Origin of the sequence: Acidaminococcus fermentans DSM 20731, from assembly GCF_000025305.1 — a bacterium.
GTDB lineage: Bacteria > Bacillota > Negativicutes > Acidaminococcales > Acidaminococcaceae > Acidaminococcus > Acidaminococcus fermentans.
In genome coordinates, this window is the sequence record NC_013740.1 from 647,855 (window position 1) to 671,637 (window position 23,783).

Annotated in this window: 19 protein-coding genes; all 19 read left to right on the top strand. The window is 52.2% G+C overall.

The window, feature by feature from the left end; genetic code table 11:
* The first annotated feature begins 119 nt into the window (after nt 1–119).
* The 19 genes from ACFER_RS02920 (at nt 120) to ACFER_RS10965 (ending at nt 23,781) form a co-directional block, all read left to right on the top strand.
* On the top strand, nt 120–443 hold the full coding sequence (locus ACFER_RS02920; protein WP_012937942.1) for a cell division protein SepF: 324 nt from the start codon (nt 120–122) through the stop codon (nt 441–443).
* 151 nt (nt 444–594) lie between these two features.
* Nucleotides 595–4,011 (top strand): DNA polymerase III subunit alpha, encoded by a 3,417-nt coding sequence (locus ACFER_RS02925; protein ID WP_012937943.1) that lies wholly within the window; start codon nt 595–597, stop codon nt 4,009–4,011.
* Nucleotides 4,012–4,317: 306 nt separating this feature from the next.
* Nucleotides 4,318–5,109 (top strand): electron transfer flavoprotein subunit beta/FixA family protein, encoded by a 792-nt coding sequence (locus ACFER_RS02930; protein WP_012937944.1) that lies wholly within the window; start codon nt 4,318–4,320, stop codon nt 5,107–5,109.
* Between the two features lie 12 nt (nt 5,110–5,121).
* On the top strand, nt 5,122–6,144 hold the full coding sequence (locus ACFER_RS02935) for an electron transfer flavoprotein subunit alpha/FixB family protein (RefSeq protein ID WP_012937945.1): 1,023 nt from the start codon (nt 5,122–5,124) through the stop codon (nt 6,142–6,144).
* Between the two features lie 114 nt (nt 6,145–6,258).
* Nucleotides 6,259–8,007, top strand: a complete 1,749-nt coding sequence (gene pyk, locus ACFER_RS02940; protein ID WP_012937946.1) for a pyruvate kinase — start codon at nt 6,259–6,261, stop codon at nt 8,005–8,007.
* A gap of 336 nt (nt 8,008–8,343) precedes the next feature.
* Entirely contained in the window at nt 8,344–9,426 is a 1,083-nt protein-coding gene (locus tag ACFER_RS02945) for an acyltransferase (protein WP_012937947.1), read from the top strand.
* Nucleotides 9,427–9,481: 55 nt separating this feature from the next.
* Nucleotides 9,482–10,033, top strand: coding sequence for a hypothetical protein (locus tag ACFER_RS10770; RefSeq protein WP_012937948.1), 552 nt, complete (start codon nt 9,482–9,484; stop codon nt 10,031–10,033).
* A 132-nt stretch (nt 10,034–10,165) separates the two neighbouring features.
* Complete coding sequence (trkA, locus tag ACFER_RS02955; RefSeq protein ID WP_012937949.1) at nt 10,166–11,521, top strand: Trk system potassium transporter TrkA; 1,356 nt, start codon at nt 10,166–10,168, stop codon at nt 11,519–11,521.
* Between the two features lie 15 nt (nt 11,522–11,536).
* On the top strand, nt 11,537–12,979 hold the full coding sequence (locus ACFER_RS02960; protein ID WP_012937950.1) for a TrkH family potassium uptake protein: 1,443 nt from the start codon (nt 11,537–11,539) through the stop codon (nt 12,977–12,979).
* A gap of 46 nt (nt 12,980–13,025) precedes the next feature.
* Nucleotides 13,026–13,820: a tyrosine-protein phosphatase gene (locus tag ACFER_RS02965; protein ID WP_012937951.1), complete on the top strand. Its 795-nt coding sequence runs from the start codon at nt 13,026–13,028 to the stop codon at nt 13,818–13,820.
* Between the two features lie 432 nt (nt 13,821–14,252).
* Nucleotides 14,253–14,906, top strand: a complete 654-nt coding sequence (locus ACFER_RS02970; protein WP_012937952.1) for a polysaccharide biosynthesis/export family protein — start codon at nt 14,253–14,255, stop codon at nt 14,904–14,906.
* A gap of 17 nt (nt 14,907–14,923) precedes the next feature.
* Nucleotides 14,924–16,372: a GumC family protein gene (locus ACFER_RS02975; RefSeq protein ID WP_012937953.1), complete on the top strand. Its 1,449-nt coding sequence runs from the start codon at nt 14,924–14,926 to the stop codon at nt 16,370–16,372.
* A complete protein-coding gene (locus ACFER_RS02980) occupies nt 16,360–17,082 on the top strand; it encodes a CpsD/CapB family tyrosine-protein kinase (RefSeq protein ID WP_012937954.1) in 723 nt (240 codons plus the stop codon). Before ACFER_RS02975 ends, ACFER_RS02980 begins: the two co-directional genes overlap by 13 nt.
* Before the next feature lie 97 nt (nt 17,083–17,179).
* On the top strand, nt 17,180–18,577 hold the full coding sequence (locus ACFER_RS02985; protein WP_012937955.1) for a sugar transferase: 1,398 nt from the start codon (nt 17,180–17,182) through the stop codon (nt 18,575–18,577).
* Nucleotides 18,571–19,341, top strand: coding sequence for a glycosyltransferase family 2 protein (locus tag ACFER_RS02990; RefSeq protein WP_012937956.1), 771 nt, complete (start codon nt 18,571–18,573; stop codon nt 19,339–19,341). The genes ACFER_RS02985 and ACFER_RS02990 overlap by 7 nt, the downstream gene beginning before the upstream one ends.
* Nucleotides 19,342–19,356: 15 nt before the next feature.
* On the top strand, nt 19,357–20,244 hold the full coding sequence (locus tag ACFER_RS02995) for an ATP-grasp fold amidoligase family protein (RefSeq protein ID WP_012937957.1): 888 nt from the start codon (nt 19,357–19,359) through the stop codon (nt 20,242–20,244).
* Between the two features lie 17 nt (nt 20,245–20,261).
* Nucleotides 20,262–21,497, top strand: a complete 1,236-nt coding sequence (locus tag ACFER_RS03000; RefSeq protein ID WP_012937958.1) for a nucleotide sugar dehydrogenase — start codon at nt 20,262–20,264, stop codon at nt 21,495–21,497.
* Between the two features lie 86 nt (nt 21,498–21,583).
* A complete protein-coding gene (locus ACFER_RS03005; protein ID WP_012937959.1) occupies nt 21,584–22,714 on the top strand; it encodes a glycosyltransferase in 1,131 nt (376 codons plus the stop codon).
* A gap of 2 nt (nt 22,715–22,716) precedes the next feature.
* Entirely contained in the window at nt 22,717–23,781 is a 1,065-nt protein-coding gene (locus ACFER_RS10965; RefSeq protein ID WP_012937960.1) for an EpsG family protein, read from the top strand.
* Nucleotides 23,782–23,783 lie beyond the last annotated feature (2 nt).

The following is a 23,783-nucleotide window of genomic DNA, read 5'->3' on the forward strand; positions in this document are numbered from 1 at the left end:
GGAAGCCAGCTTACGCTGGCAAATTTAAGGCGCTGTGAATGATTTTTTCACAGCGCCTTTTGCTTTCTCCCCCAAATTGGTGTAAAATAAAAAGATACGAAGAAGGGAGGGATGTCCTTATGTTTGCCAGTTTCAAATCGGATAAGACCCGGAATACCCAGAAGGGGCAGCAGGAAAATCACGGACTGACGCTTCTGGACACGCCCAACCTGGATCTGTGCCTGCGGACGCCGGCCAGCCTGGAGGAAATCGTGGACTACGGAAAGCTGATCCTGGAAGGCAAGGGTCTGCTCATGTGTCTCAATGACCTGCCCGATCCGGACAAGATCCGGGCCCAGGATTACCTGGCCGGTGTGGCCTACACCATCGGCGCCACAGAAACCGAAGTGTCCCCGGAAGTCACCATGTACCTGCCGGGAGAAGTGAATACGATCAGAGGATAAGAGGAAGCTGTTGCCTGGGCAACAGCTTCCGGTCACTGGTGGTGGGTTAGCAACGGCAGCCGCGTTTGCCTACCTTCGTCTAGTGACCAGTGACAAGAGACCAGTGACCGGGGGTGTGATTTTTTCACACCCCCTTTTTAAAGGAGTCCCCATGAACCAATTCGTCCATTTACATACCCATACCCAATACAGCCTCCTGGATGGGTCCTGCCGGATCCCGGAACTGGTCCAGTACGCCAAGGAACTGGGCATGCCCGCCCTGGCCATTACGGACCATGGGGTCATGTACGGGGTCATCGAATTCTACCAGGAATGTGAAAAAGCCGGCATCAAACCCATCATCGGCTGCGAAGTGTACATCACTTCCGGTTCCCATCTGGATAAAAGCCTGGAAACCCGGAGCAAGCTGTACCACCTGATCCTCCTGGCCGAAAACCGCACCGGCTACCAGAACCTGATGAAACTGGTGTCCATCGGCGAAGTGGAGGGCTTCTACTACAAACCCCGGATCGACAAGGACGTGCTCCGCCGGTACAGCGAAGGGCTCATCTGTCTGTCCGCCTGCATCGCCGGGGAAGTGCCCCGTCACATCCTCCGGGGTGAACTGGAAACCGCCGAAAAGACCATGCTGGAATACCTGGACATTTTCGGCCGGGACCATTACTACCTGGAAATCCAGAACCACGGGCTGCCGGAAGAAGCCACTGTCCGCCAGGAACTCCGCCGGCTGGCCCAAAAGCACGGCATCAAACTGGTGGCCACCAACGACCTCCATTACATCCGCAAGGAAGACGCCTCCGGCCAGGACATCCTGCTGTGCATCCAGACCAACACCCGGTACCTGGATCCCCAGCGGATGCGGTTCAACAACGATTCCTACTACCTGAAGAGCCGGGAAGAGATGGAAGAACTGTTCCCGGAAGATCAGGAAGCCCTGGACAACACCCTGGAGATTGCAGAGCGGTGCAATGTGCAGCTGGAATTCGGCCATCTGCTGCTGCCGGAATTTCCCCTGCCTCCGGGAGAGACCATGGACGGTTACCTGCGGAAACTCTGCGAAGAGGGGTTTCCCTCCCGGTATCCGGAGGACGACGGCACCGCCCGGAAACGGATGGAATACGAGCTGGGCATCATCAGACAGATGGGGTATTCCGGCTATTTCCTCATTGTGTGGGATTTCATCAACTACAGCCGGCGCCACGACATCCCGGTGGGCCCCGGCAGAGGCAGCGCCGCCGGAAGTATCGTGGCTTACCTGACCGGGATCACCAGCATCGACCCGCTGAAATACAACCTGATCTTTGAACGGTTCCTGAATCCGGAACGGGTGAGCATGCCCGATATCGATACGGATATCTGCTATGTGAAGCGCCATCTGGTGGTGGATTACCTGGCCCGGAAATATGGGGAAAGCCATGTGGCCCAGATCATCACCTTCGGGACCCTGGCCGCCAAAGCCGCCGTCAAGGACGTGGGCCGGGCCATGGACATCCCCCTGAACGTGGTGAACCAGGTGAACAAGCTGATTCCCAATACCCCCGGGACCACCCTGAAAGGCGCCCTGGAAGGCAGCCGGGAACTTCGGGAACTCCGGGACGGGGATCCCAGCATCGCCCAGCTGCTGGACTTTGCCCAGAAAGTGGAAGGGATGCCCCGGCACACTTCCACCCATGCAGCAGGGGTGGTGATCACCCCTGGGGAACTGACGGACTATGTGCCCCTCCAGATCACCTCCAGCAGCGACGACGAACATGAATACATCTGCACCCAGTACGACAAGGACCGGTCCGAAAGCCTGGGGCTTTTGAAGATGGATCTTCTGGGGCTCCGGACCCTCACCGTCATCGACGATGCCCTGAAGATGATCAAAAAGAACCAGGGGACGGAGGTGGATATCCGGACCATCGATCTCCACGATCCCAAAACCTGCCGGATGCTCTGTAAGGGGGATACGGCGGCGGTGTTCCAGATGGAAAGCGACGGCATGACCCGGCTGATGAAACAGCTGGCTCCGGAAGGGTTCGAGGATCTGATCCCTCTGGTGGCCCTGTACCGGCCCGGGCCCCTGGGCAGCGGCATGGCCGAAGACTTCATCGCCGGCCGTCACGGCAGACGTACGGCCCAGGTGCTCCATCCCCTGATGGAACCCATTGTGGCCGACACCTACGGGGTCATCCTCTACCAGGAACAGGTGATGCAGATCGTATCCGCCCTGGGGGGATTCACCCTGGGGGAAGCAGACATCCTGCGCCGGGCCATGGGGAAAAAGAAGGCCAAGCTGCTGGATTCCATGAAGGAAAAATTCCTGGACGGCGCCCAGAAACTCCACGGCATCAGCCGGGAACTGGGCAGCGAGATCTTTGCCCTGCTCCAGCATTTTGCCGGGTACGGGTTCAACAAATCCCATTCTGCGGCCTATGCTCTGGTGGCCTACCACACCGCCTGGCTGAAGGCCAACTACCCAGTGGAATACATGGCCGCCTTCCTGAACAGCATCATCACCGTGGCGGACAAGGTGAGCTGGTACATCGGGGTGTGCCGGGACATGGGCATCCAGGTACTGCCTCCGGACATCAATACCAGTGAAGCCGGGTTTTCCGTGGACGGCCACACCATCCGCTTCGGTCTGGGGGCCATCAAAAGCGTGGGGGATGCGGCGGTCACCGTGATCCTGGAGGAACGGAAGAAACGGGGGCCCTTCAGGGACTTCTTTGACTTCACCCGCCGGGTGGACCTGTCCAAGGTGAACAAGCGGGTGGTGGAAGCCCTGATCAAATGCGGTTCCATGAACGGATTCGGCCTGCGCCGGAGCCAGCTGCTGGCCATTATGGACCCGGCCCTGGAAGCGGCGGCCAGTGAACAGCGGGACCGGATCACCGGCCAGCTGGGCCTCTTTGGAGAAGAGGACATCGCCAGTGCCAACACCATTCCCATCCCCAACCTGCCGGAAATCCCCAAAGCTGAGATCCTCCGGCTGGAACGGGAACTGATCGGGTTCTATGTTACCGGTCATCCCCTGGATGCTTACCGGAACGCCCTCCGCCGGCTCACCCCCCTAATCCGCTGCACGGAGGAAAACTACAAGGATGGGGAACGGATTGCCGTGGGAGGCATCATCACCGATCTCCGGCTCCGCTCCACCAAAAACGGGGACCGGATGGCCTCCTTTGTGCTGGAAGACCTGACCGGCAGCCTGACGGTGATCGCCTTTCCCCGGGCCTATGCCGCCAGCCGGGCCAACATCGACAAGGACCGGATCGTGATGATCCAGGGCATCCTGAAGCTGGACGAGGAGCAGGCCAGGATCTTTGCCAACCGGGTGGAGCCCCTCCAGGAAGCAGCCAAAGAAGTCCATCTCCACATCAGGCCGGGGAAGAACACCCAGGCGGTCCAGCAGCAGCTGGGGGGCATTTTCGCCGCCTTCCACGGCAAGAACCCCGTATACCTCCACGTGGCCGACACCAAAAAAGTCATCCGGACCAATCCCCGTTTCTGGGTGGATCTGGATGCCCCCGGCTTCGCCGATGCCATCGAACGGGTGCTGGGGAAGGGGAGCATGGAATGGTAGGGATTGCTGCGCCGGCAGCAATCCCTTTTTCTATAAGGAAGTCCTTATGCTCACAAAAATTCACCCATTATTTGTCGTGCAATTCTGTAGAAATTTCCGTTACAGAACTTGGATTAAATTATCTCTTAATTTAGAAATCAAGAGAAAACAAAAGAAAATGCCATTATACAGATTGTATACACGAGATGGGGAAATTTGAAACGCTAGTCTGACAAGTTCCTGCAATCCCTTGCATACCGGGAACACACGTGTTACAATGGGGCTGTGTGGTTTTGTACTATATGATTTTTAGGAGGTCGCTTTGTAATGAACATCGTTGTATGTGTTAAACAGGTACCGGATACCGCTGAAATGAAGATCGATCCGGTTACCAACAACCTCGTCAGAGATGGTGTAACCAATATTATGAACCCCTATGACCAGTACGCTCTGGAAACTGCCCTGCAGCTGAAAGATGAACTGGGCGCTCATGTAACCGTCATCACCATGGGGCCGCCTCATGCAGAATCTGTCCTGAGAGACTGCCTGGCTGTAGGCGCTGATGAAGCCAAACTGGTCAGCGACAGAGCTTTCGGCGGTGCTGATACCCTGGCTACTTCCGCTGCCATGGCCAACACCATCAAACATTTCGGCGTTCCTGATCTGATCCTCTGCGGCCGTCAGGCAATCGATGGGGATACCGCTCAGGTCGGTCCTGAAATCGCTGAACATCTGGGTCTGCCCCAGGTCACCGCTGCCCTGAAAGTTCAGGTCAAAGATGACACCGTAGTAGTGGACAGAGACAATGAACAAATGTCCATGACCTTCACCATGAAGATGCCCTGCGTGGTTACCGTAATGCGCAGCAAAGATCTGCGTTTTGCCAGCATTAGAGGCAAGATGAAAGCCAGAAAGGCTGAAATCCCTGTCTACACTGCTGCCGCCCTGGAAATTCCTCTGGACATCATCGGCAAGGCCGGCTCTCCGACTCAGGTTATGAAGAGCTTCACTCCGAAAGTGACCCAGGTACACGGTGAAATCTTCGACGATGAAGATCCTGCTGTGGCAGTCGATAAGTTGGTTAACAAACTGATCGAAGACAAGATTATTACGAAGTGAGGTTGGGTATAAATGGCTAACACGAAAGGTTTAAAGACCGGTAACGAAAAAGATTTATGGGTCTATGTTGAACATTACAAAGGCGAACCTGTTCACGTTGTATACGAATTGCTGGGCGAATGCCGGAAACTGGCTGACAAATGCAACCAGAAACTGGCCGCTGTCCTGATCACCGACGATGCCAAAGACGTTCCGTCCAAACTGATTGCCCGGGGCGCTGATCTGGTTTACGTCTGCCAGGATCCTGCTTTCAAATACTATTCCACTGACGAATACACCAATGCTTTCTGTGAAATGATCGATGAATATCAGCCTTCTTCCGTATTCATCGGCGCCACCAACGACGGCCGTGACCTGGGGCCCCGTATCGCTGCCCGGGTGAACACCGGTCTGTGCGCAGACTGCACCATCCTGGACGCTGAAGAAGACGGCCTGATCGAATGGACCCGTCCTGCTGCCGGTGGTAACATCATGGCTACCATCCTGTGCAAAGAACATCGTCCGCAGATGGGTACCGTTCGTCCCAAGACCTTCAAGGCCATGGAACCGGATGCTTCCCGTACCGGCGAAGTGATCAACTACACCCTGAAGAACCATGTGGATGACCGGGTAACCTGCATCCGCAGAGAAGAAGTGGTCAGCGAAGGCGAAATGGCCATCGACGATGCACCGTTCGTCTGCTCCGGCGGCCGCGGCATGAAAGCCAAAGAAAACTTCTCCCTGCTGTATGACCTGGCCCATGCTCTGGGCGGTGCCGTAGGCGGCAGCCGTGCAGCTGTGGATGAAGGGTTCATCGAACATCCCCGGCAAGTTGGTCAGTCCGGTAAAACCGTTACCCCGAAGATCTACTTCGCCTGCGGTATTTCCGGTTCTGTACAGCACAAAGCCGGCATGAGCAAATCCGATACCATTGTCTGCATCAACAAGGATCCGGACGCTCCTATGTTCGAAATCTCCAAATATGGTATCGTTGGCGATGCTCTGAAGATCCTGCCTCTGCTGACTGCAAAGATCAAGGCCTTCAAAGAATCCTAATAGTACACACGGAACTGAAAAGTCCGGGCTTGTTACAAGTCCGGACTTTTTTTGGAAAGAGCACACACTGCTTTTTCCCTGCGCATCATGAATATTTCAGAGGGGGAACATTTCATGAAGAAAACAAAAATCATCTGCACCCTGGGGCCGTCCACGGACAAAAAAGAACTGCTGGTGGATATGATCCGCTCCGGGATGGATCTGGCCCGGTTCAACTTCTCCCATGGCTCCCACAGCGAATGTGAAGCCCGGCTGAACCTGCTGAAGGAAGCGGAAAAGGAAGCAGGGCGCCTGGTGGGCTATGTGGCCGATACCAAAGGCCCGGAAATGCGTCTGGGGCTGTTCAAAGGGGACAAGACCACCCTGGTGCCCGGCCATGAATTCATCCTCACCACGGAGGATGTGGAAGGGACGGCGGAAAAGGCCCATGTGAACTACGCCGGTCTGCCGGAAGAAGTGAAGCGGGGGGACACCATCCTGCTCAACGACGGAAAACTGTCCCTGGAAGTCCAGTCCACCACGGACAAGGAAATCCATACCATCGTGGTGAACGGCGGGGAAATCTCCTCCCGGAAACGGGTGGCAGTGCCCGGGGCTTTCCTGAAATTGCCCTTCCTGTCCGATGCGGATATTTCCGATATTACCTTTGCCGCCCAGCACGGCATGACCTACGTGGCCGCCTCCTTTGTGCGGAATGCCCATGACGCCATGGAAATCCGCCGTCTCCTGGAAAAACTGGGGTCCCCCATGGGGATCATCGCCAAGATCGAAAACCAGGAAGGGGTGGACAACATCGATGACATCCTCCAGGTGGTGGACGGGGTCATGGTGGCTCGTGGGGACCTGGGGGTGGAAATTCCCATGGAAGACGTGCCCATTGTCCAGAAGGAAATCATCGCCAAATGCAACGCCCTGGGCAAGCCGGTGGTCACCGCCACCCAGATGCTGGAAAGCATGATCACCAATTACCGGGCCACCCGGGCGGAAGCCAACGATATCGCCAACTCCATCTTTGACGGCACCGACGCCATTATGCTCAGCGGAGAAACCGCATCCGGGGCCTATCCCCTGGAAGCCGTCCAGACCATGGCCCGGATCGCCAAACGGACAGAAGACGCCATCGACTATGTCACTGTGTTCAAACACAAGGGCATCGGGGCCCAGGTCCAGATGACCGATGCCATCAGCCATGCCACCGTGCAGATCGCCCAGGAACTGGAAGCCAACGCCATCATGTCCATTACCGAAAGCGGCTACACCGCCCGTCTGGTGGCCAAATACCGTCCCAAAGCCCATGTGCTGGGGGTTTCTCCCAAAGAGGAAAGCCTGCGGCGGATGAGCTTGTACTGGGGCGTGACACCGCTCAAAGGGGAAAACAAGGCCAGCACCGATGCGCTGATCGAAGCCTCCCTGAAAAATGCCCTGGACGCAGGGCTGATTAAAAAAGGCGATTCCCTGGTGGTCACCGCCGGCATGAACGTGGGAAAGGTGGGCAGCACCAACCTGATCCAGGTGGTCAATGTGGGCCAGAAAATCGTGTCCGGCCAGGGCATCGGGAAGAAAGCCGCCAGCGGCATCGTCCTGCGGGTGGAAAAGAAAGCGGATCTGGAGCAGTTCAAGCCCGGGATGATCCTGGCCGTGGCGGCCCTGGAAAATGAAATGGGGACCTGCGCCGCCCAGTCTGGCGGCATCATCGCCGAAGAAGGAGGCTTCACCTCTCCCGCCGCCATCATTGGCATCAACTACGGCATCCCGGTGATCGTAGGAGCCAAAGGAGCCATGGAAGCCCTGGAAACCGGCGACCTGGTAACCCTGGACGTAACCACGGGGAGCGTGTATGCAGGGAAGATCAATGTGAAATAACTGGTACTGTTGCATGGGCAACAGTACCGTCAGCAGTCAGCTGTCAACGGTCAACGGCCGTTGGGGACAAAAAATCCTGCCGATTGGGGCAGGATTTTTTGTTTTGATTTCAAACGGTTCCGGCTCCTTGCCCTCGGCTGGCCGGTGAGAACCTGTAGGGGCGGACCCAGGGTTGCCTTGGCAATCCCGCCTGGTCCGTCCGTTTCTGGAGGATCTCAAAGAGGGGGTTGAGAATCGAGTCGCTGGTCATTATAATTAATAAGATAGATTCATTCCAATAGGGCTGGTGACGCCCCTGCGGAATCCATATTCCTGTAAACCATAAAGGAGCTTTTTGTGAAACAGCGCAACCTTGTATTCGACAACCTCCGGGGCATCTGCATGCTGGGGGTCATTGCCATCCATGTGGGAAGCATGGCGGTAAGCGACGCCGTGGCTTCTCCCTTCCTGGTGCTCATTACCAACATCCTGAGCCGCTACAGTGTGCCGGCCTTCTTTTTCATTTCCGGCTACGGGCTTTTTTACAGTAAGCCCCTGGAAGAACCTCTCCATTATGGAAGCTTCCTGAAAAAGCGGATGAAGAGCATCGGCCGTCCGTATCTGCTGGCTTCTCTGTTCTATCTGTGCTACTATGCCCTGCTGAACCGGGACCCCAATGTGCTGGATCCGTCCAACATCCTGTTTTCCCTGTTCTTCGGCACCGCCCAGTACCACATTTACTTCCTGGTGATCCTGATCTGGTTCTACCTGCTGTTCCCCCTGTGGCGGAGCCTGATGGGAGCCATGGAAAAAATCGGGCTGAAAGTGGCCCTGCCCCTGCTGTTCGTGGCCCAGGTGCTGCTGTTTGAAGGAAATTTCCATTTCTGGACCTATCCGGACTGGATTGCTTCCAGCCCGGCTTTGCTGAACCTGTGCAATTACCGGCTGAACTATTTCCCCTTCTTCTACCTGTTCATCTTCATGCTGGGCGGGGTGATTGCCCGACATTATGAAGGATTCAAAAAGCTGATTACCCGGCACAAGGCCCTGCTGATGGCGTTCTTTGCCGCCAGTGCCGGATTCAACACCTGGCTTTTTTATCGGTGGACCTTCAAATGGCAGATGCCCTACGAAAATACCGTGAACTACCTGCAGCAGCTGAGCCTGCCGGGGCTGGTGTATACCATCGCTTCGGTACTGTTCTTCAGTATGGTGATCCAGAGCGGCAGATATCCCCTGAAAGGGGCCTTAAAAGAAATGAGTGGCCGCTCCTTTCCCATCTACCTGATCCACCCCATATTCATCGACCAGCTGGAATATGTGCTGAACCGGACAGCAGGGATACAGCAAGTACCTATGGAAGCGTTCTATATAGCCGTACTCCTGCTGTCATGGGGATGTGCGGAACTCTGGCACCGGTTCAGGGCATCAAAAGCATAAGGCTTTTGTGCATTAATTGGCAATTGTACCATCAAAAAGAAAGGAGCCGATACCTTTGTCCGATTCTGTCCGTCTTTTGGTCCGGGGGGCCCTGCTGCTGGCCATTGGGGCGCTCAGCCAGCAGCTGCGGCTGGTGCTGCCCCTGCCGGTGCCCGTCATGACCCTGCTCATCGGTACCCTGGTGAACGCCACCCTGGTACTGGCCGGCCGGTACACCACCCGGGTCCTGGCCTGGACCATCTGCGTGGCCCTGGCGGTGATCGCCTTTTTCCAGGGCCATATCCTGGGGCCGGTGGTGCCGGTGATCGCCCTGGGCAATGGTATGTACGTGGAACTCACCCGCACCGGGTCCAAGGGATCGGCCCTGTTCCTGGGGGCACCTCTGGGCAAGACCCTGGTGCTGGCCATCGGCATGGTGGGGGCCCTGCGGCTGCTCCAGCTGCCCTGGGGCGCCGTCACCAAAACCCTGTCCATTTTCCTGCCTCTCCAGCTGGCCACCGGCATCCTGGGGCTGCTGCTGGCCCTGGGGGTGGAGAAAAGGATTCCTGGTCCCCGAACCCCGAAAGTCCCCCAAAAATCCACTCCCAGGAAGAAAAAAAGAAAGTAACAGCAATTTTGTACGAAATGTAACAAAACTGTGGATTTTTTCAAACAGCTGATGTATAGTAGGAGATATTAACAAGAGACCATTGACAATTGAACACAGGCGCGGCAGCGCTTGCGTAAAAGGAGTTCAACCATGCAAATCATAGTTGTAGGATGCGGGAAAGTGGGACGGAGCATCATCTCCCAGCTCACCCAGGAAGACAACAACGTTACCGTCATCGACACCAACCCCACCATCATCCGGAATATTTCCACCAATTACGATGTAATGGGGATCGTGGGCAACGGTTCCAGCTTCAACATCCTGGCCAAGGCCGACCTGGCTCATGCGGACATGCTCATCGCCGTCACCGAAAGCGACGAAGTGAACCTTCTGACCTGCGTCATCGCCAAACTGAACAACCATCAGTGCCATACCATCGCCCGGGTCCGGAGTCCCCATTATTCCGACGAACGGCACTACCTCCAGAAGGGGCTGAACCTGTCCATGACCATCAACCCGGAAATGGAAGCCGCCAAGGAAATTTCCCGGCTGCTGAACTTCCCTTCCGCCATTGAAATCGTCAGCTTTGCCAAGGACCGGATCGACATGCTCCGGTTCCGGGTGCCCCCATGCTCCGTGCTCATCGGTCGGTCCCTGAAGGAAATTGCCCATCTCACAGTGAACCTGCTGGTGTGCATCATCGAACGGAACAGCAACATCCTGGTCCCCAACGGGGATACGGTGATCCAGCAGGGGGACATCCTCACCATCATCGCCATGCCCCGGGATGCCCAGGCCTTCTTCAAGAAAATCGGCGTCCGCACCAACAAATGCAAAAACGTCATGATCGTGGGGGGCGGCCAGCTCAGCTACTACCTGGCCAAGATGCTCCTGAAGAGCCATACGGAAGTGACCATCATCGAACGGGACATGGCCCGGTGCGAAGAACTGGTGGAAGCCCTGCCCGGGGCCACCATCGACTGCGGGGACGGCACCGAAGAGGAGCTGCTCCGGGAAGAACACCTGGAAAGCATGGACGGCTTCGTGGCCTGCACCGGCATGGACGAAGTCAACGCCATCCTGTCCCTGTACGCACTGAAGCATTCCAGCAAGAAAGTCATCACCAAGGTGAACCATGTGGATTTCGGGGACGTGATCGAAGGGCTCCAGCTGGACAGCATCGTCAACCCCAAACAGCTCACTGCCCAGCAGATCGTCCAGTACGTCCGGGCCGCCGGCAACAGTATGGAATCCAATGTGGAGACCCTGTACCGGCTCATGAACGGCAGGGTGGAGGCCCTGGAATTCCTTCTGGACAGCAAATCCTCCCTGATCGGCACCAAACTGGCGGATATGCGGATCAAAAAGAACGTGCTGATCGCCGGCATCGTCCGGGAAGGGAAACTGATCATCCCCGGCGGCCAGGATGCCTTCCAGGCGGGGGATACGGTGATCGTGGTCACCACCAACCTGGGCTTCCACGAAATCGAAAACATCCTGGCATAAAGGAGTCTGAACGCCATGAATTATCCTGTGATCGGGCGGGTGCTGTCCTGGATCCTCTGTACCGAAGGAGCCCTGCTGCTGCTGCCCAGCCTGATTTCCCTCATTTACCGAGAAGACCAGGGGATGATCTATTTTGCCCTGGCCCTCCTGGCCCTGGCCATCGGGTATGTGACCAGCCGGCGGAAAATCCGGAACAGGGCCATCTATCAGCGGGAAGGGTTCGTGTCCGTGGGCCTGTCCTGGGTGCTCCTGAGCCTGTACGGCGCCATTCCCTTTGTGCTCACCGGAGAGATCCCTTCCTATGTGGATGCGGTGTTTGAAATCGTCTCCGGCTTTACCACCACCGGGTCCTCCATCCTCAGCGATGTGGAGGCCCTGTCCCACACCTCCCTGTTCTGGCGGAGCTTTTCCCACTGGATCGGGGGCATGGGGGTGCTGGTGTTCATCCTGATGCTGATGCCCACCAACCGGGGCGGCACCCAGATGAATCTGATGAAGGCGGAAAGCCCCGGCCCGGACGTGTCCAAGTTCGTGCCCCGGGTGCGGAACACCGCCATTGTGCTCTACAAGATCTACCTGGGCATGACCCTGCTGATGATCGCCCTGCTGGCCCTTACCGGCATGAACTGGTTCCACAACCTGTGCATCACTTTCGGTACCGCCGGCACCGGGGGCTTCGGCATCCTCAACGACAGTTGCGCCAGTTATACGCCAATCCAGCAGTGGATCATCACCCTGTTCATGATCGCCTTCGGGGTGAATTTCGGCTTCTACTATCTGTCCCTGATTTTCCGGTTCCGGGAAGCCCTGGCCATGGAAGAAGTCCGGGCCTATGTGGGCATCATCCTGGCTTCCGGGCTGGCCATCACCTGGCAGATCCGGGACCGGTTCGACACCCTGGAACAGGCCCTCCGGTCCGCCTTTTTCCAGGTGGGAAGCATCATGACCACCACCGGGTTCAGCACCGTGGATTTTGACCTGTGGCCCAGCTTTTCCAAAACCATCCTGGTGCTCCTGATGGTGGTGGGGGCCTGCGCCGGCAGCACCGGCGGCGGTGTGAAGGTGAGCCGGGTCGTGCTCACCTGCAAGTCCATTTTCCTGGAACTGGGACAGGTACTCCATCCCCACGGGGTCCAGCGGATGCGCATGGACGGGAAGTCCGTGGACAGCAAAATGCTCAATTCCATCTACATCTTCCTGATCACCTATTTCCTGATTTTCTTCCTGTCCATCCTGGCCGTGAGCCTGGACGGGTTCAATTTCGAGACCAACTTCACTGCTGTGGCCGCTACCTTGAACAACATCGGTCCCGGCCTGGCAGGGGTAGGGCCCACCAGGAACTTCGGAGACTACAGCCTCCCCTCCAAACTGGTGCTGATCTTCGACATGCTGGCCGGAAGACTGGAACTGCTGCCCATGCTGATCCTGTTCTATCCCAGGACCTGGATGAAACATTGATAGGGTTGTTGCTCATGCAGCAACCCTTTTTACGAGGTACCAACTTATGATTGACATCCATTCCCATATCCTGTACGACATCCCCGGGGACGACGGGGCCCGGGATCGTTCCATGTCCCTGGACATGCTGCGCCAGGCGGCGGAGGCGGGGACCAGGGAACTTTTCGCCACCCCCCATTTCCACCGCCGGGGCATCTGTCCCTCCTGGGACGTCATCACAGAACGGCTGGCACAGCTCCAACAGGCCGCGGATGATACCGGTATCCCCATCCGGCTCCACAGCGGGGCGGAGGTGAGCCTGGACGCGGACACCCTCAACTACCTGCCCGGGCCCGGGGAAAGCAGGGCGTACTGCCTGGCGGGCACCGCCTATCTCCTGGTGGAACTGCTGCCCACGGCAGCCCCTCTGGAAACCTGGAACCTGCTGTATCAGCTCCAGCTCCGGGGTTACCTGCCCATCCTGGCCCACCCGGAACGGTACCGGCACATTATGTCCCATCCCGATGCCGTCCTCCAGTGGGTGGAAAAGGGCATCCTGTTCCAGAGCAACAAAGGCAGCTTTCTGGGGGACTTCGGAGAAACCGCCCAGCGCAGCGCCCGCTGGCTCTACGATCGGGGCGCCGTCCATTTCCTGGGCAGCGACGCCCACCGGACCAACTGGCGGAGCCCCGATACCCGGAAGGCCGATGCCGCCATTGCGGCCCTGCCGGGTGGGGAAAAATTCCTGGGGGACTGCGATGCCCATGGCAGTCTGCTGCTCCAGGGCCGGGTGTTCTATCCCGATCCGCCCCACGAACCCTCAAAGAAAAAACGGGGATTCTGGTCCAGGATTTTTGGCTGAAAGCCCATTCAGGGAGGATTTTTACCCATCAATTTTTGTACAATAAAACTAATGGAAAACTTCCCCTCCCTGGAAGGAGTATCCTCTGGAAAAAATCAACAAAATACGCGGAGAAAACCTCAGATGGCGATGAAAATTCACCAGATTTTCCCTTTTGTCAAGTTTTTGTTGCAGACAGTCCATTCTTTTGCTATACTACTATATATCTCATTATACGAATGTATATAGAAAGTTGGAACACTGCCTGTAAAAGAAAGACATTTGCGGTTTGCTGTAAACTGAATAGAGAACTTGCGAACAACTTTTCGGGGGGGGTACAGGCGTTTACCTGTGCCCTCTCTTACGTTATTTCAAAACAGAATGACTTTCCTGTACAAAACCTGCTGTTTACGGAAAAGTTACTGTCTGATCATAAAAAACAAAGGAGACCCCATGAAGAAGAAAATCCTGGCCATGGCTTTTGCCCTGGCATCCCTGGCCCTTCCGGCCTGCGCGGAAAACTACACCCTCCGTCCCGGTGACCAGCTGAACATCGTCATTGTCCAGGAGCAGGACATCAGCTCCAACCTCCAGAACTCCAAAGAGACACCCTACACAGTCCGGCCCGACGGCACCGTATCATTCCCCCTGGTGGGGCAGATCCAGGCCAGCGGCATGACCGTGGACCAGTTCACCCGGTATCTCCGGGACGGACTGTCCCGGTACTATGTGGAACCGGATGTGACCGTGAATATCGTCCAACTGGGGGGCGTGCGGGTCCATGTGTTCGGGGAAGTGAAGAAGCCCGGCACCTATGAACTTACCAAGGGTCACACCATTATGGACGCGCTGGGGGCTTCCGGGGGGTTCACCTGGGATGCGGCCAAGAAGAAGGTGTTTCTGATCCACCAGGATGACACCAACAAGGCCATCAAGATCAATCTGAACAACATGCTGAAAACCGGCAACCTGAAGGACAACCTGGAACTGAAAGAGGGAGACATCCTCTACCTGACCAAAAACGGCCGCATCGACTTCGCCCGGGATATCGTTCCGTTCCTCAGCGGTGCTTACATGATTTCGGAAATCAAAGACAACAACGACTGAGGAAAGGAGAAACCATCTTGAACGAACAGGAAATCGATTTGCGGGAACTGTGGCAGATCGTCCGGACCAACCAGAAAACCATCGCCAAGATCACCGGTGGCTTCCTGGGCCTGGCCGTGGCCTATCTGCTCATTGTCCCCAACACCTACCAATCCACCGCCCTGCTGCGGATCAAACAGGAAAGAGGCCTGTCCAGCTCCATTATGGAACAGCTGCCCATCGGCAATGCTCAGCTGACCAAACAGCAGATGAACACCAATGCGGAAATTCTGAAAAGCCGTCATGTGGTGATTCCCGTAATCGAACAGACCGAAGAGGAAAAAGACGGCAAGTACCCCCGGTACGAAGACTACGTAAAGAGCCACATCGTCACCAAGCCCTACAAGGATACGGAAATCCTGGAAGTGGACGTTACCGGCAAAAGTCCGGAACAGGCCCAGGAAGCCAACCAGCTGCTGGTGCAGGGGTTCCTGGACCGGCTGGCCCAGTTGTCCCACGCGGAATCTTCCGCCACCCGGGAATTTTTGGAACAGCGGGTGAAATCCTCCAAAAAAGAACTGGATGATGCGGAGACCAAGCTGAAGAACTACCAGGTGAAGCACAAGATCTTCTCCACCGACAACCAGATGAAGAGTCTGGCCGAACGGATCACCGACCTGGACAAGGCCAAGGCCCAGAACAAATTGGATATGGAAACGGCCCAGGCCGCCCTGGGGTCCATCAACGACCAGCTGGCCGGCGCCGGTGCCGCCCTGGCCGACAGTCCCTCCATCCAGCAGGCCAAGAACAAGCTGGTGGATCTGGAAACCCAGAAAGCCGGCTATACCGGCAAATACACCAGCGAAAACCCCAAGATGAAGGAAATCAACCGGCAGATCGGGGCCGCCCGGTACAGCCTCCGGAAGGAAATCCAGGCCATCATCGCCCAGAAGGCGCCATCTTCCAGCAGCGTCCAGCAGAAGCTCCTCAGTGACAAGTTCACCAACGAGGCCCTGATTGCCGTGGCCCAGGGGAAGAACAACGCCATCGACCAGCTGGAAAAAAAGAATGCCGACGAAATCGCCAGGCTGCCCCAGACCCAGCAGGGGTACCTGCAGGTGAAACGGGATGCGGACGTGGCCCAGGAAATCTATGTGATGCTGGCCAAACGGCTGGAAGAAGCCAAAGTGGCGGAAGTGATGGTGCCTACCGAAGTCCAGGTGGTGGACGAAGCCACCCTGCCGGATAAACCCATCAAACCCCGGAAGCTGCTGACATTGGTGCTGGCCCTGTTCCTGGGGCTCTTTGGGGGCACCGGCTACACCATCGCCCGGACCCTGCTGAACCGGAAAATCCGTACTGCTGCCGATGTGGAACAGTATCTGGAACTGCCCGTCCTGGGGGTGATCCCGGAAGCGGGAGACCATAAACAGCCGGAAGAAGAAGGATTCTGGGCCGGCCTGCGGAGGAAATTATGGAAGAAATAAAACTCATTGTGGAAAATGACCCCAAGTCTCCCATTGCGGAAACCTACCGGGCCATCCGGACCAACCTCCAGTTTGCAGGAGCCGGTCAGGACCTGAAATACATTTGCTTCACCTCCAGCGTCCCTGGGGAAGGGAAGTCCACCACCATTTCCAATATGGCCCTGACCCTGGCCCAGGACGGGAAAAAAGTCCTCCTGGTGGACTGCGACCTGCGGAAGCCGGTCCAGCACAAGATCTTCGGGGTCATCAACCAGGGGGTCACCAACTGCCTGGCCCAGGGAGTCCCCTTTGCCCAGGTGGTCCATCCCAACGTGTTCCGGAACCTGGATGTGCTGACCAGTGGCCCCGTGCCGCCCAATCCCTCCGAGCTTATCGGATCGGAAAAAATGGAACAGCTGCTGGACCGGGCGGGCAACGCCTATGACTATGTGCTCATCGACCTGCCTCCGGTGCTGGCCGTCACCGACGCCGCCCTGTTGGGGAACCTGGCCGACGGAGTGGTGCTGGTGGTCCATTCCGGCATGGTGGCTCCGGAAGAGGTCCAGGAAGCCAAAAAACGTCTCCAGGCCGGCAAAGCCAATATCCTGGGGGTCGTCTTAAACGGCGTTCCCCAGCAGCACAAAGGCTACGGGTACGGCTATTACTATTACGACTACTACGACGAGAACCACGTAAAGCATCACAAGAAAAAGGGGAAGCGGGAAGAATAACCCGTAGGGGCCGCACGCCGGGCGGCCCGCTTTCCGCACAATCCCACGATGAACGATGAACGACCAACGATGAACAATCAACGATAAGGAGGTCCAAATGAGCCGCTATATGAATACATCCATGTACAACAAAATACTGCAGGAACTCCTGAATGGACTGAACATCCTGCTGGTCACCGGGGCATTCTGGCTCTGCTGGCAACATTTCTATGAATCCCATATCATCCATCCCTTCTACTATGCAGGGAACCTGATCATGGTGTTCCTGTTCGGGCTGTTCTACTACTTTACCTCCCATCTGTACAACGGTTACAGCGTGCCCATCAGCCGGATCTATGAGCTGGTGTACAGTCAGGGACTGGCAGCGCTGATCAGCGACGGCATCCTGTACCTGATCACCCTCCTGATTAATCGGCACTACATCAGCTTTCTCCCTTTTTTGCCCACCTTTCTGCTCCAGTTCTTCCTGATCACCCTGTGGACCGTGGCAGCCCACCAGTGGTATTTCCGGGTGTTCCCGCCCAAAAAGACCGTGGTGATCCTGGGCCAGGGCCAGAACGTGGACAAACTGGTGAAGCAGTACGGCATGGATCTCCATTTCGACGTCCAGTCCGTGGTCACCGTGGACGAATGCATGGAACACCTTCCCGGGACCATCGGACAGGCCGAAGTGGTGTTCTGCTGCGGCCTTCACAGCCATGACCGGAATCGGATCACCAAATACTGTGTGGCCCATAAAATCGGGACCTATGTAATCCCCAGGATCGGGGATGTGATCATGGACAGCGCCAAAAAAGTCCACCTGTTCCACCTGCCCATGATGGCCGTCCAGCGGTATAACCCCAGTCCCGAATTCCTGTTCTTCAAACGCCTTTACGACATCGTCCTGTCCCTGGTGGCACTGGTGATTTTCTCTCCGGTGATGCTCTGCGTGGCCGTGGCCATCAAAATCACCGACGGGGGAGACATCTTCTACCGCCAGAAACGGCTCACCAAAGACGGCAAAATCTTCTCCGTCCTGAAATTCCGCAGCATGCGCATGGATGCCGAAAAAGACGGAGTGGCTCGGCTCAGCACCGGCGAAAACGATCCCCGGGTCACCCGGGTGGGCCGGTTCATCCGGGCCGTCCGGTTCGACGAACTGCCCCAGCTGCTGAACATCCTGAAAGGGGATATGGCCATCGTAGGCCCCAGACCCGAACGCCCCGAGATCTCCGCCCAGTACGCCCAGGAAATGCCCGAGTGGAATTTAAGGCTCCAGGCCAAATGCGGACTCACCGGCTACGCCCAGGTCTATGGCCAGTACAACACCACCCCCTACGATAAACTGCTGCTGGATCTGATGTACATCGCCCGGCCCAGCCTGTTCGAGGATTTCAAGATCATCTTTGCCACGGTGAAGATCCTGTTCATGAAAGAGAGCACAGAAGGGGTGGCCGAAGGGCAGGTGACGGCGGAGGTGGAGCCGGTGCATGGAGGAGAGAAAGAGTGCTAGTCAGTGTAGTTATGCCCACCTATAATTGTGGAAAGTACATATTGGAGTCCATCGATTCAGTCCTGGCTCAGACAATAACCGATTGGGAACTGCAGATTGTTGATGATTGTAGCACAGATGATACACAAGAAATTTTGAAACCCTATCTGGAAAAATATCCACAAATCCACTACTATAGACTTTCCCAAAATGGAGGTCCTGCTGTTGCAAGGACAGTGGCAATCGAACGGGCTGAGGGAAAGTATGTTGCTTTTCTGGACAGTGATGATTTGTGGCTGCCCGAAAAGCTGGAAAAGCAGATTTCTTTCATGAAAAATACGAAATCTGCTTTTTCTTGCAGTGCATATGCCTGCATGGATGATGAAGGGAACAGCTTGCATTATGCGTTGTTTCCTCCAGAAAAAACGGATTACGCAAAATGCATCCGACTTTCCAATCCCATTGGAAACTTGACAGCCATATATGATCAGGAAATTCTGGGAAAGTTCCAGGTTCCTCCTATAAAAAAGAGAAACGATTTTGCCCTTTGGCTGCAGATTCTAAAGAAAACCACCTTTTGTGCAGGCATTCAGGAAGTGCTGGGGGTGTATCGGACCGGACGGAAGGGTTCCGTCAGCAGCAATAAGTTGAAACAGGCAAAATACCACTGGCAACTCTACCATGATATTGAACATCATGGGGTTTTGCGAAGCTTTTTTGAGTTGGGATGCTGGGCTTTTGTGAAGGGCACACATATTGGACTCGTCAAAAAAGCATATAGGTAAGAAAGTGGGCAATTTATGTTAAAAAAGGTTTACAGTCAGGTATTATCTGCAATTACTTGCACTATGGGAATTGATTGTGCTAAGAAATTCGACACCCGTTTAAGGTTCCATAAATATCTTGATCTTTCTCATCCAAAGACTTTAGCCGATAAGGTTTCTTATCTTGAACTTCATGGACAAAACTCTTTGGCAACACAGTGTACTGATAAATATGCAGTGAGACAATATGTTCTTAATAAAACGGAGGGGAATAATGAACTCCTTGTTCCATTAGCCGGAGGTCCTTGGAATAATATAGATGAAATTGATTTTGACAGCTTACCAGCAAGTTTTGTTTTAAAGGCGACTCATGGCTGTAAGATGAATTATTTCGTTCCTGATAAAAATAAGTTGGATATTGGGGAATGTAAAAAAGAAATGAAATACTGGCTTGATACGACCTACGGTACCTATTCTGTAGAGCCTCACTATGCAAAAATTCCTCATAGAATTTATGCGGAGCAATATCTTGAAGAAATGACGGATTTGGTGGATTATAAGATTCACTGCTTAAATGGTGAGCCACAGTTTATTTTAGTTATTACAGGTCGTATCTTCAAAAAAGATGAGCCCATGAAATGTACACTGGACTTGTTCGATATTGAGTGGAATCCAATACCTGAAATAGTAAAATCAAATTCTGAAATTCCGGGAAGGGGAGATGTACCCAAGCCGGAAAACTTGGATGAAATGTTGTATATAGCTAAATTATTGGCAGAGGATTTCAAATTTGTTCGAGTAGATTTATATAATTTGCATGGGAAGGTATTATTTGGCGAATTGACATTTTCTCCCGCCTGTTGTGTTTTTCCTTATTTTACAGAGAAATTTAATAATATGATGGGAGATAAACTCAAGTTGTAAGTATGGAGGGAGTAACGATGATAAAAATTGCAGTTGCTGGTACCGGCTATGTAGGCTTGTCATTGGCAACGCTTTTGGCGCAGCATAGTCATGTAACCGCTGTAGATATCGTTCCGGAGAAGGCAGATTTGGTGAATCATCGAAAATCACCTATCCAGGATGATTACATCGAAAAATATTTGGCAGAAAAAAATCTGGATCTCACGGCTACGACTGATGCTGCAGCTGCCTATAAAAAGGCGGATTTTGTGATTATCGCCACTCCTACCAACTATGATTCTCAGAAAAACTTTTTCGATACTTCTTCCGTAGAAGCCGTTATCAGATTGGTTATGGAGTACAATCCCAATGCCATTATGATAATCAAATCTACGGTTCCGGTAGGTTATACAAAGCAGATTCGGGAGAAGATGGGGACGAAAAATATACTTTTCAGTCCTGAATTTCTGCGGGAAAGCAAGGCACTTTATGACAATCTCTATCCCAGCCGTATTATCGTAGGGACTGATCCCGATGATGCACATCTGGTAGAGTCCGCTCATACCTTTGCCGGCCTGCTCCAGGAAGGCGCTATCAAAAAAGACATTCCCACCCGCTTCATGGGATTTACAGAAGCTGAGGCTGTGAAGCTTTTTGCCAATACCTATCTGGCTATGAGGGTATCTTATTTCAATGAACTGGATACCTATGCGGAAGTAAAAGGCCTGCGTACCCAGGAAATCATCGATGGGGTCTGCCTGGATCCTAGAATTGGCGAATTTTACAACAATCCCTCTTTTGGTTATGGTGGATACTGCCTGCCTAAAGACACCAAGCAGCTTCTGGCCAATTATGAAAATGTGCCAGAAACCCTTATTAAGGCTATTGTAGATTCCAACCGGACCCGTAAAGATTTCATCGCTGACAGAGTCCTGGAAATGGCCGGCTATTATCACGATAACAGCAAATATGAACCGTCTAAAGAAAAAAACATGACTATTGGTGTTTATCGTCTAACCATGAAATCCAATTCCGACAATTTCCGTCAAAGTTCTATTCAAGGGGTCATGAAGCGGATTAAAGCGAGGGGCGCAGAAGTTATTATTTATGAACCGACTCTAGAAGATGGCAGTACTTTCTTCGGGAGTAAGGTAGTCAATGATCTGGAAAAGTTTAAGAAAGAAAGTCACTGTATTCTTGCCAACAGATATGATCATTGTCTTGATGATGTAAAAGTGAAAGTGTATACGCGGGATTTATTTGAAAGAGATTAAAAAGGAATGATTTGATAGTATAAGTGATATCTGCTTTATAGAGTTAATAAAGATATTAGATTTTTTCTAAGAAAATTGAGGTTAACATGATATCAAACCAACCTATTTATGTGCTGCAAGTGCTTTCTGGATTTGTCAATAGTGGTGGAGTTTCATCTGTATTAATGAATTATTATCGTAAATTGGACAAATCGAAAGTTCAATTTGACTTTCTTTATTTTAACAAGGCAGATGAGAATTTAATTAAGGAAGTCGAAAAGATGGGCGGAAAAGTATTTTATGTCTCGAAGCCAACCTTATCAAAATGTTCAATAGGAGCATGGGATAAATTCTTTTCAATCTATGGTTCTAAATATGATATTGTTCATAACAACCAGATTTTTTTAAATGGTTTTTTGGCTTACTTTGTAAAAAAATATACACATGCAAAATTAGTAATGCACGAACACGCCTCACAATGGGGGAATCGTCCGTCAGCAAGAATTAGGAATTATTTGTTGACAATTAGTTCTTTTCAATTTGCGGATGCATATTTTGCGTGCTCATCAAAAGCATATAATTTTGCGTTTAATAGAGTAGAAAATCTTTTTAAATCAAAAGAATCATATATCATGAATAATGCTATAAATTTACAGGATTTTGATTATAATCCTGAGATACGGCAACAGATGCGTCGTAAATGGGGAATATCAGATAAGAGTTTTGTTATTGGTCACGTTGGTAGATTCGAACTTGAAAAGAATCATATCTTTTTATTAAAAATCTTTAAAGAATTCCTGCTTCTCAACCCTGGTGCAGTTTTATTATTGGTTGGAGATGGAAGTCTGAAAGAGCAAATTATTAATGAAAGTAAAAGGTTAAAGATATTTGACAATGTTATCTTTGCCGGAAAGCATCAAGATATATATAATTATTATCAGATGATGGATGTATTTGTCTTACCATCAAAATTCGAGGGGTTGGGAATGGCTTGTGTTGAAGCTGAGGCTTCTGGACTTCCTGTTTTCTGCTCTTTAGAAGTGCCTAAGATTGTAGATGTTGTAAATTGCAATTATTTAGGATTAAATGCCTCGCCTAAAACTTGGGCTGAAGCTATTATCAAGTATCGGCGCTTCCAAAGAAAAAGTACAATACTAGATTTGAGTGGAAGCATTTTCGATATAAATTGCGAAGTTGATAAACTTGTAAATGAGTATTATCACATATTAGGGAGATAAAAGTGGAGATACATTTTATTTTGCTATTTATGGCAGTTGCCTTATTCCTTTTCTCTATAGATAAAAACAATTATAAATTTGCTGTTTTTTTACTTGCACTTGCCTTTTTGGGCAGCACTTTTTTCTTATCTGCTTTTAGGGCTGAGACTGTTGGCAATGATACAATTCGGTATGTAGATTTCTTTAGAAGTTTTTTTTACGTTGACGATCCATGGGAAATTGTATCTAATACTCGTTTTGAGCCTGGGTATTCTCTATTAAATTATATTATTAGCCGATTTTCTATGGATTATACGGCTTTACTTTTTGTTTCAGCATCAATTAATTTAATATGTACGTTTTACTTTTACAGATCAAACTGTGAAAATAAATATAGCTGGTGCTTGTTATGGTTCGTTTCCGGTTTATGTTATTGGTCATGGAGTGCGGTAAGAGCTTCATTGGCAATTTCTTTTATTTATATTTTCGCAGATGATGTTTTAAAAGGTAAAAAAAAGCAATCTCTTTTTTGGTTATTTTTAGCAACAATGTTCCATTATTCATCATTGGTTTGCAGCATTATTCTATTACTTCGATCTAAGATTCTTAACCGACTATTAGAAAATAAAATTATATTAACAGTAATTTTTATATTTCTGGCTATCTTTATGAATCAGATAATGTCATATATACCGGAATCATATAGTCATTATTATTTTGATTCGGAGTATGGTGAAGGGCCAGTGCGTATAGCAAGTATTGTTGATTTCATATTTAATGTTTCATTTTATATTTTAGTTGCTTGGAAAATACCACTTATTTGGAATAAGCAAAAAGAAATGCAATTTTTATATTTTATACTTGTAGGAATTTCGTTCTTAGGATTGATATTCAATCCATTTAATAGAATTGAAAGATTTTTTGTTCCGTTCGGAATTATTTATATTTCGAATTCCTTTAAATATATTAGTTATATTAGAAAGATTGGGGTAATTTGCTTGATAGTACTATTATCTGCGTATCAAATAGTCACGTTTATTGTAAGACCAGATTGGTTACAATTATTTCCTTATGAATTTGCTTTTTAAAA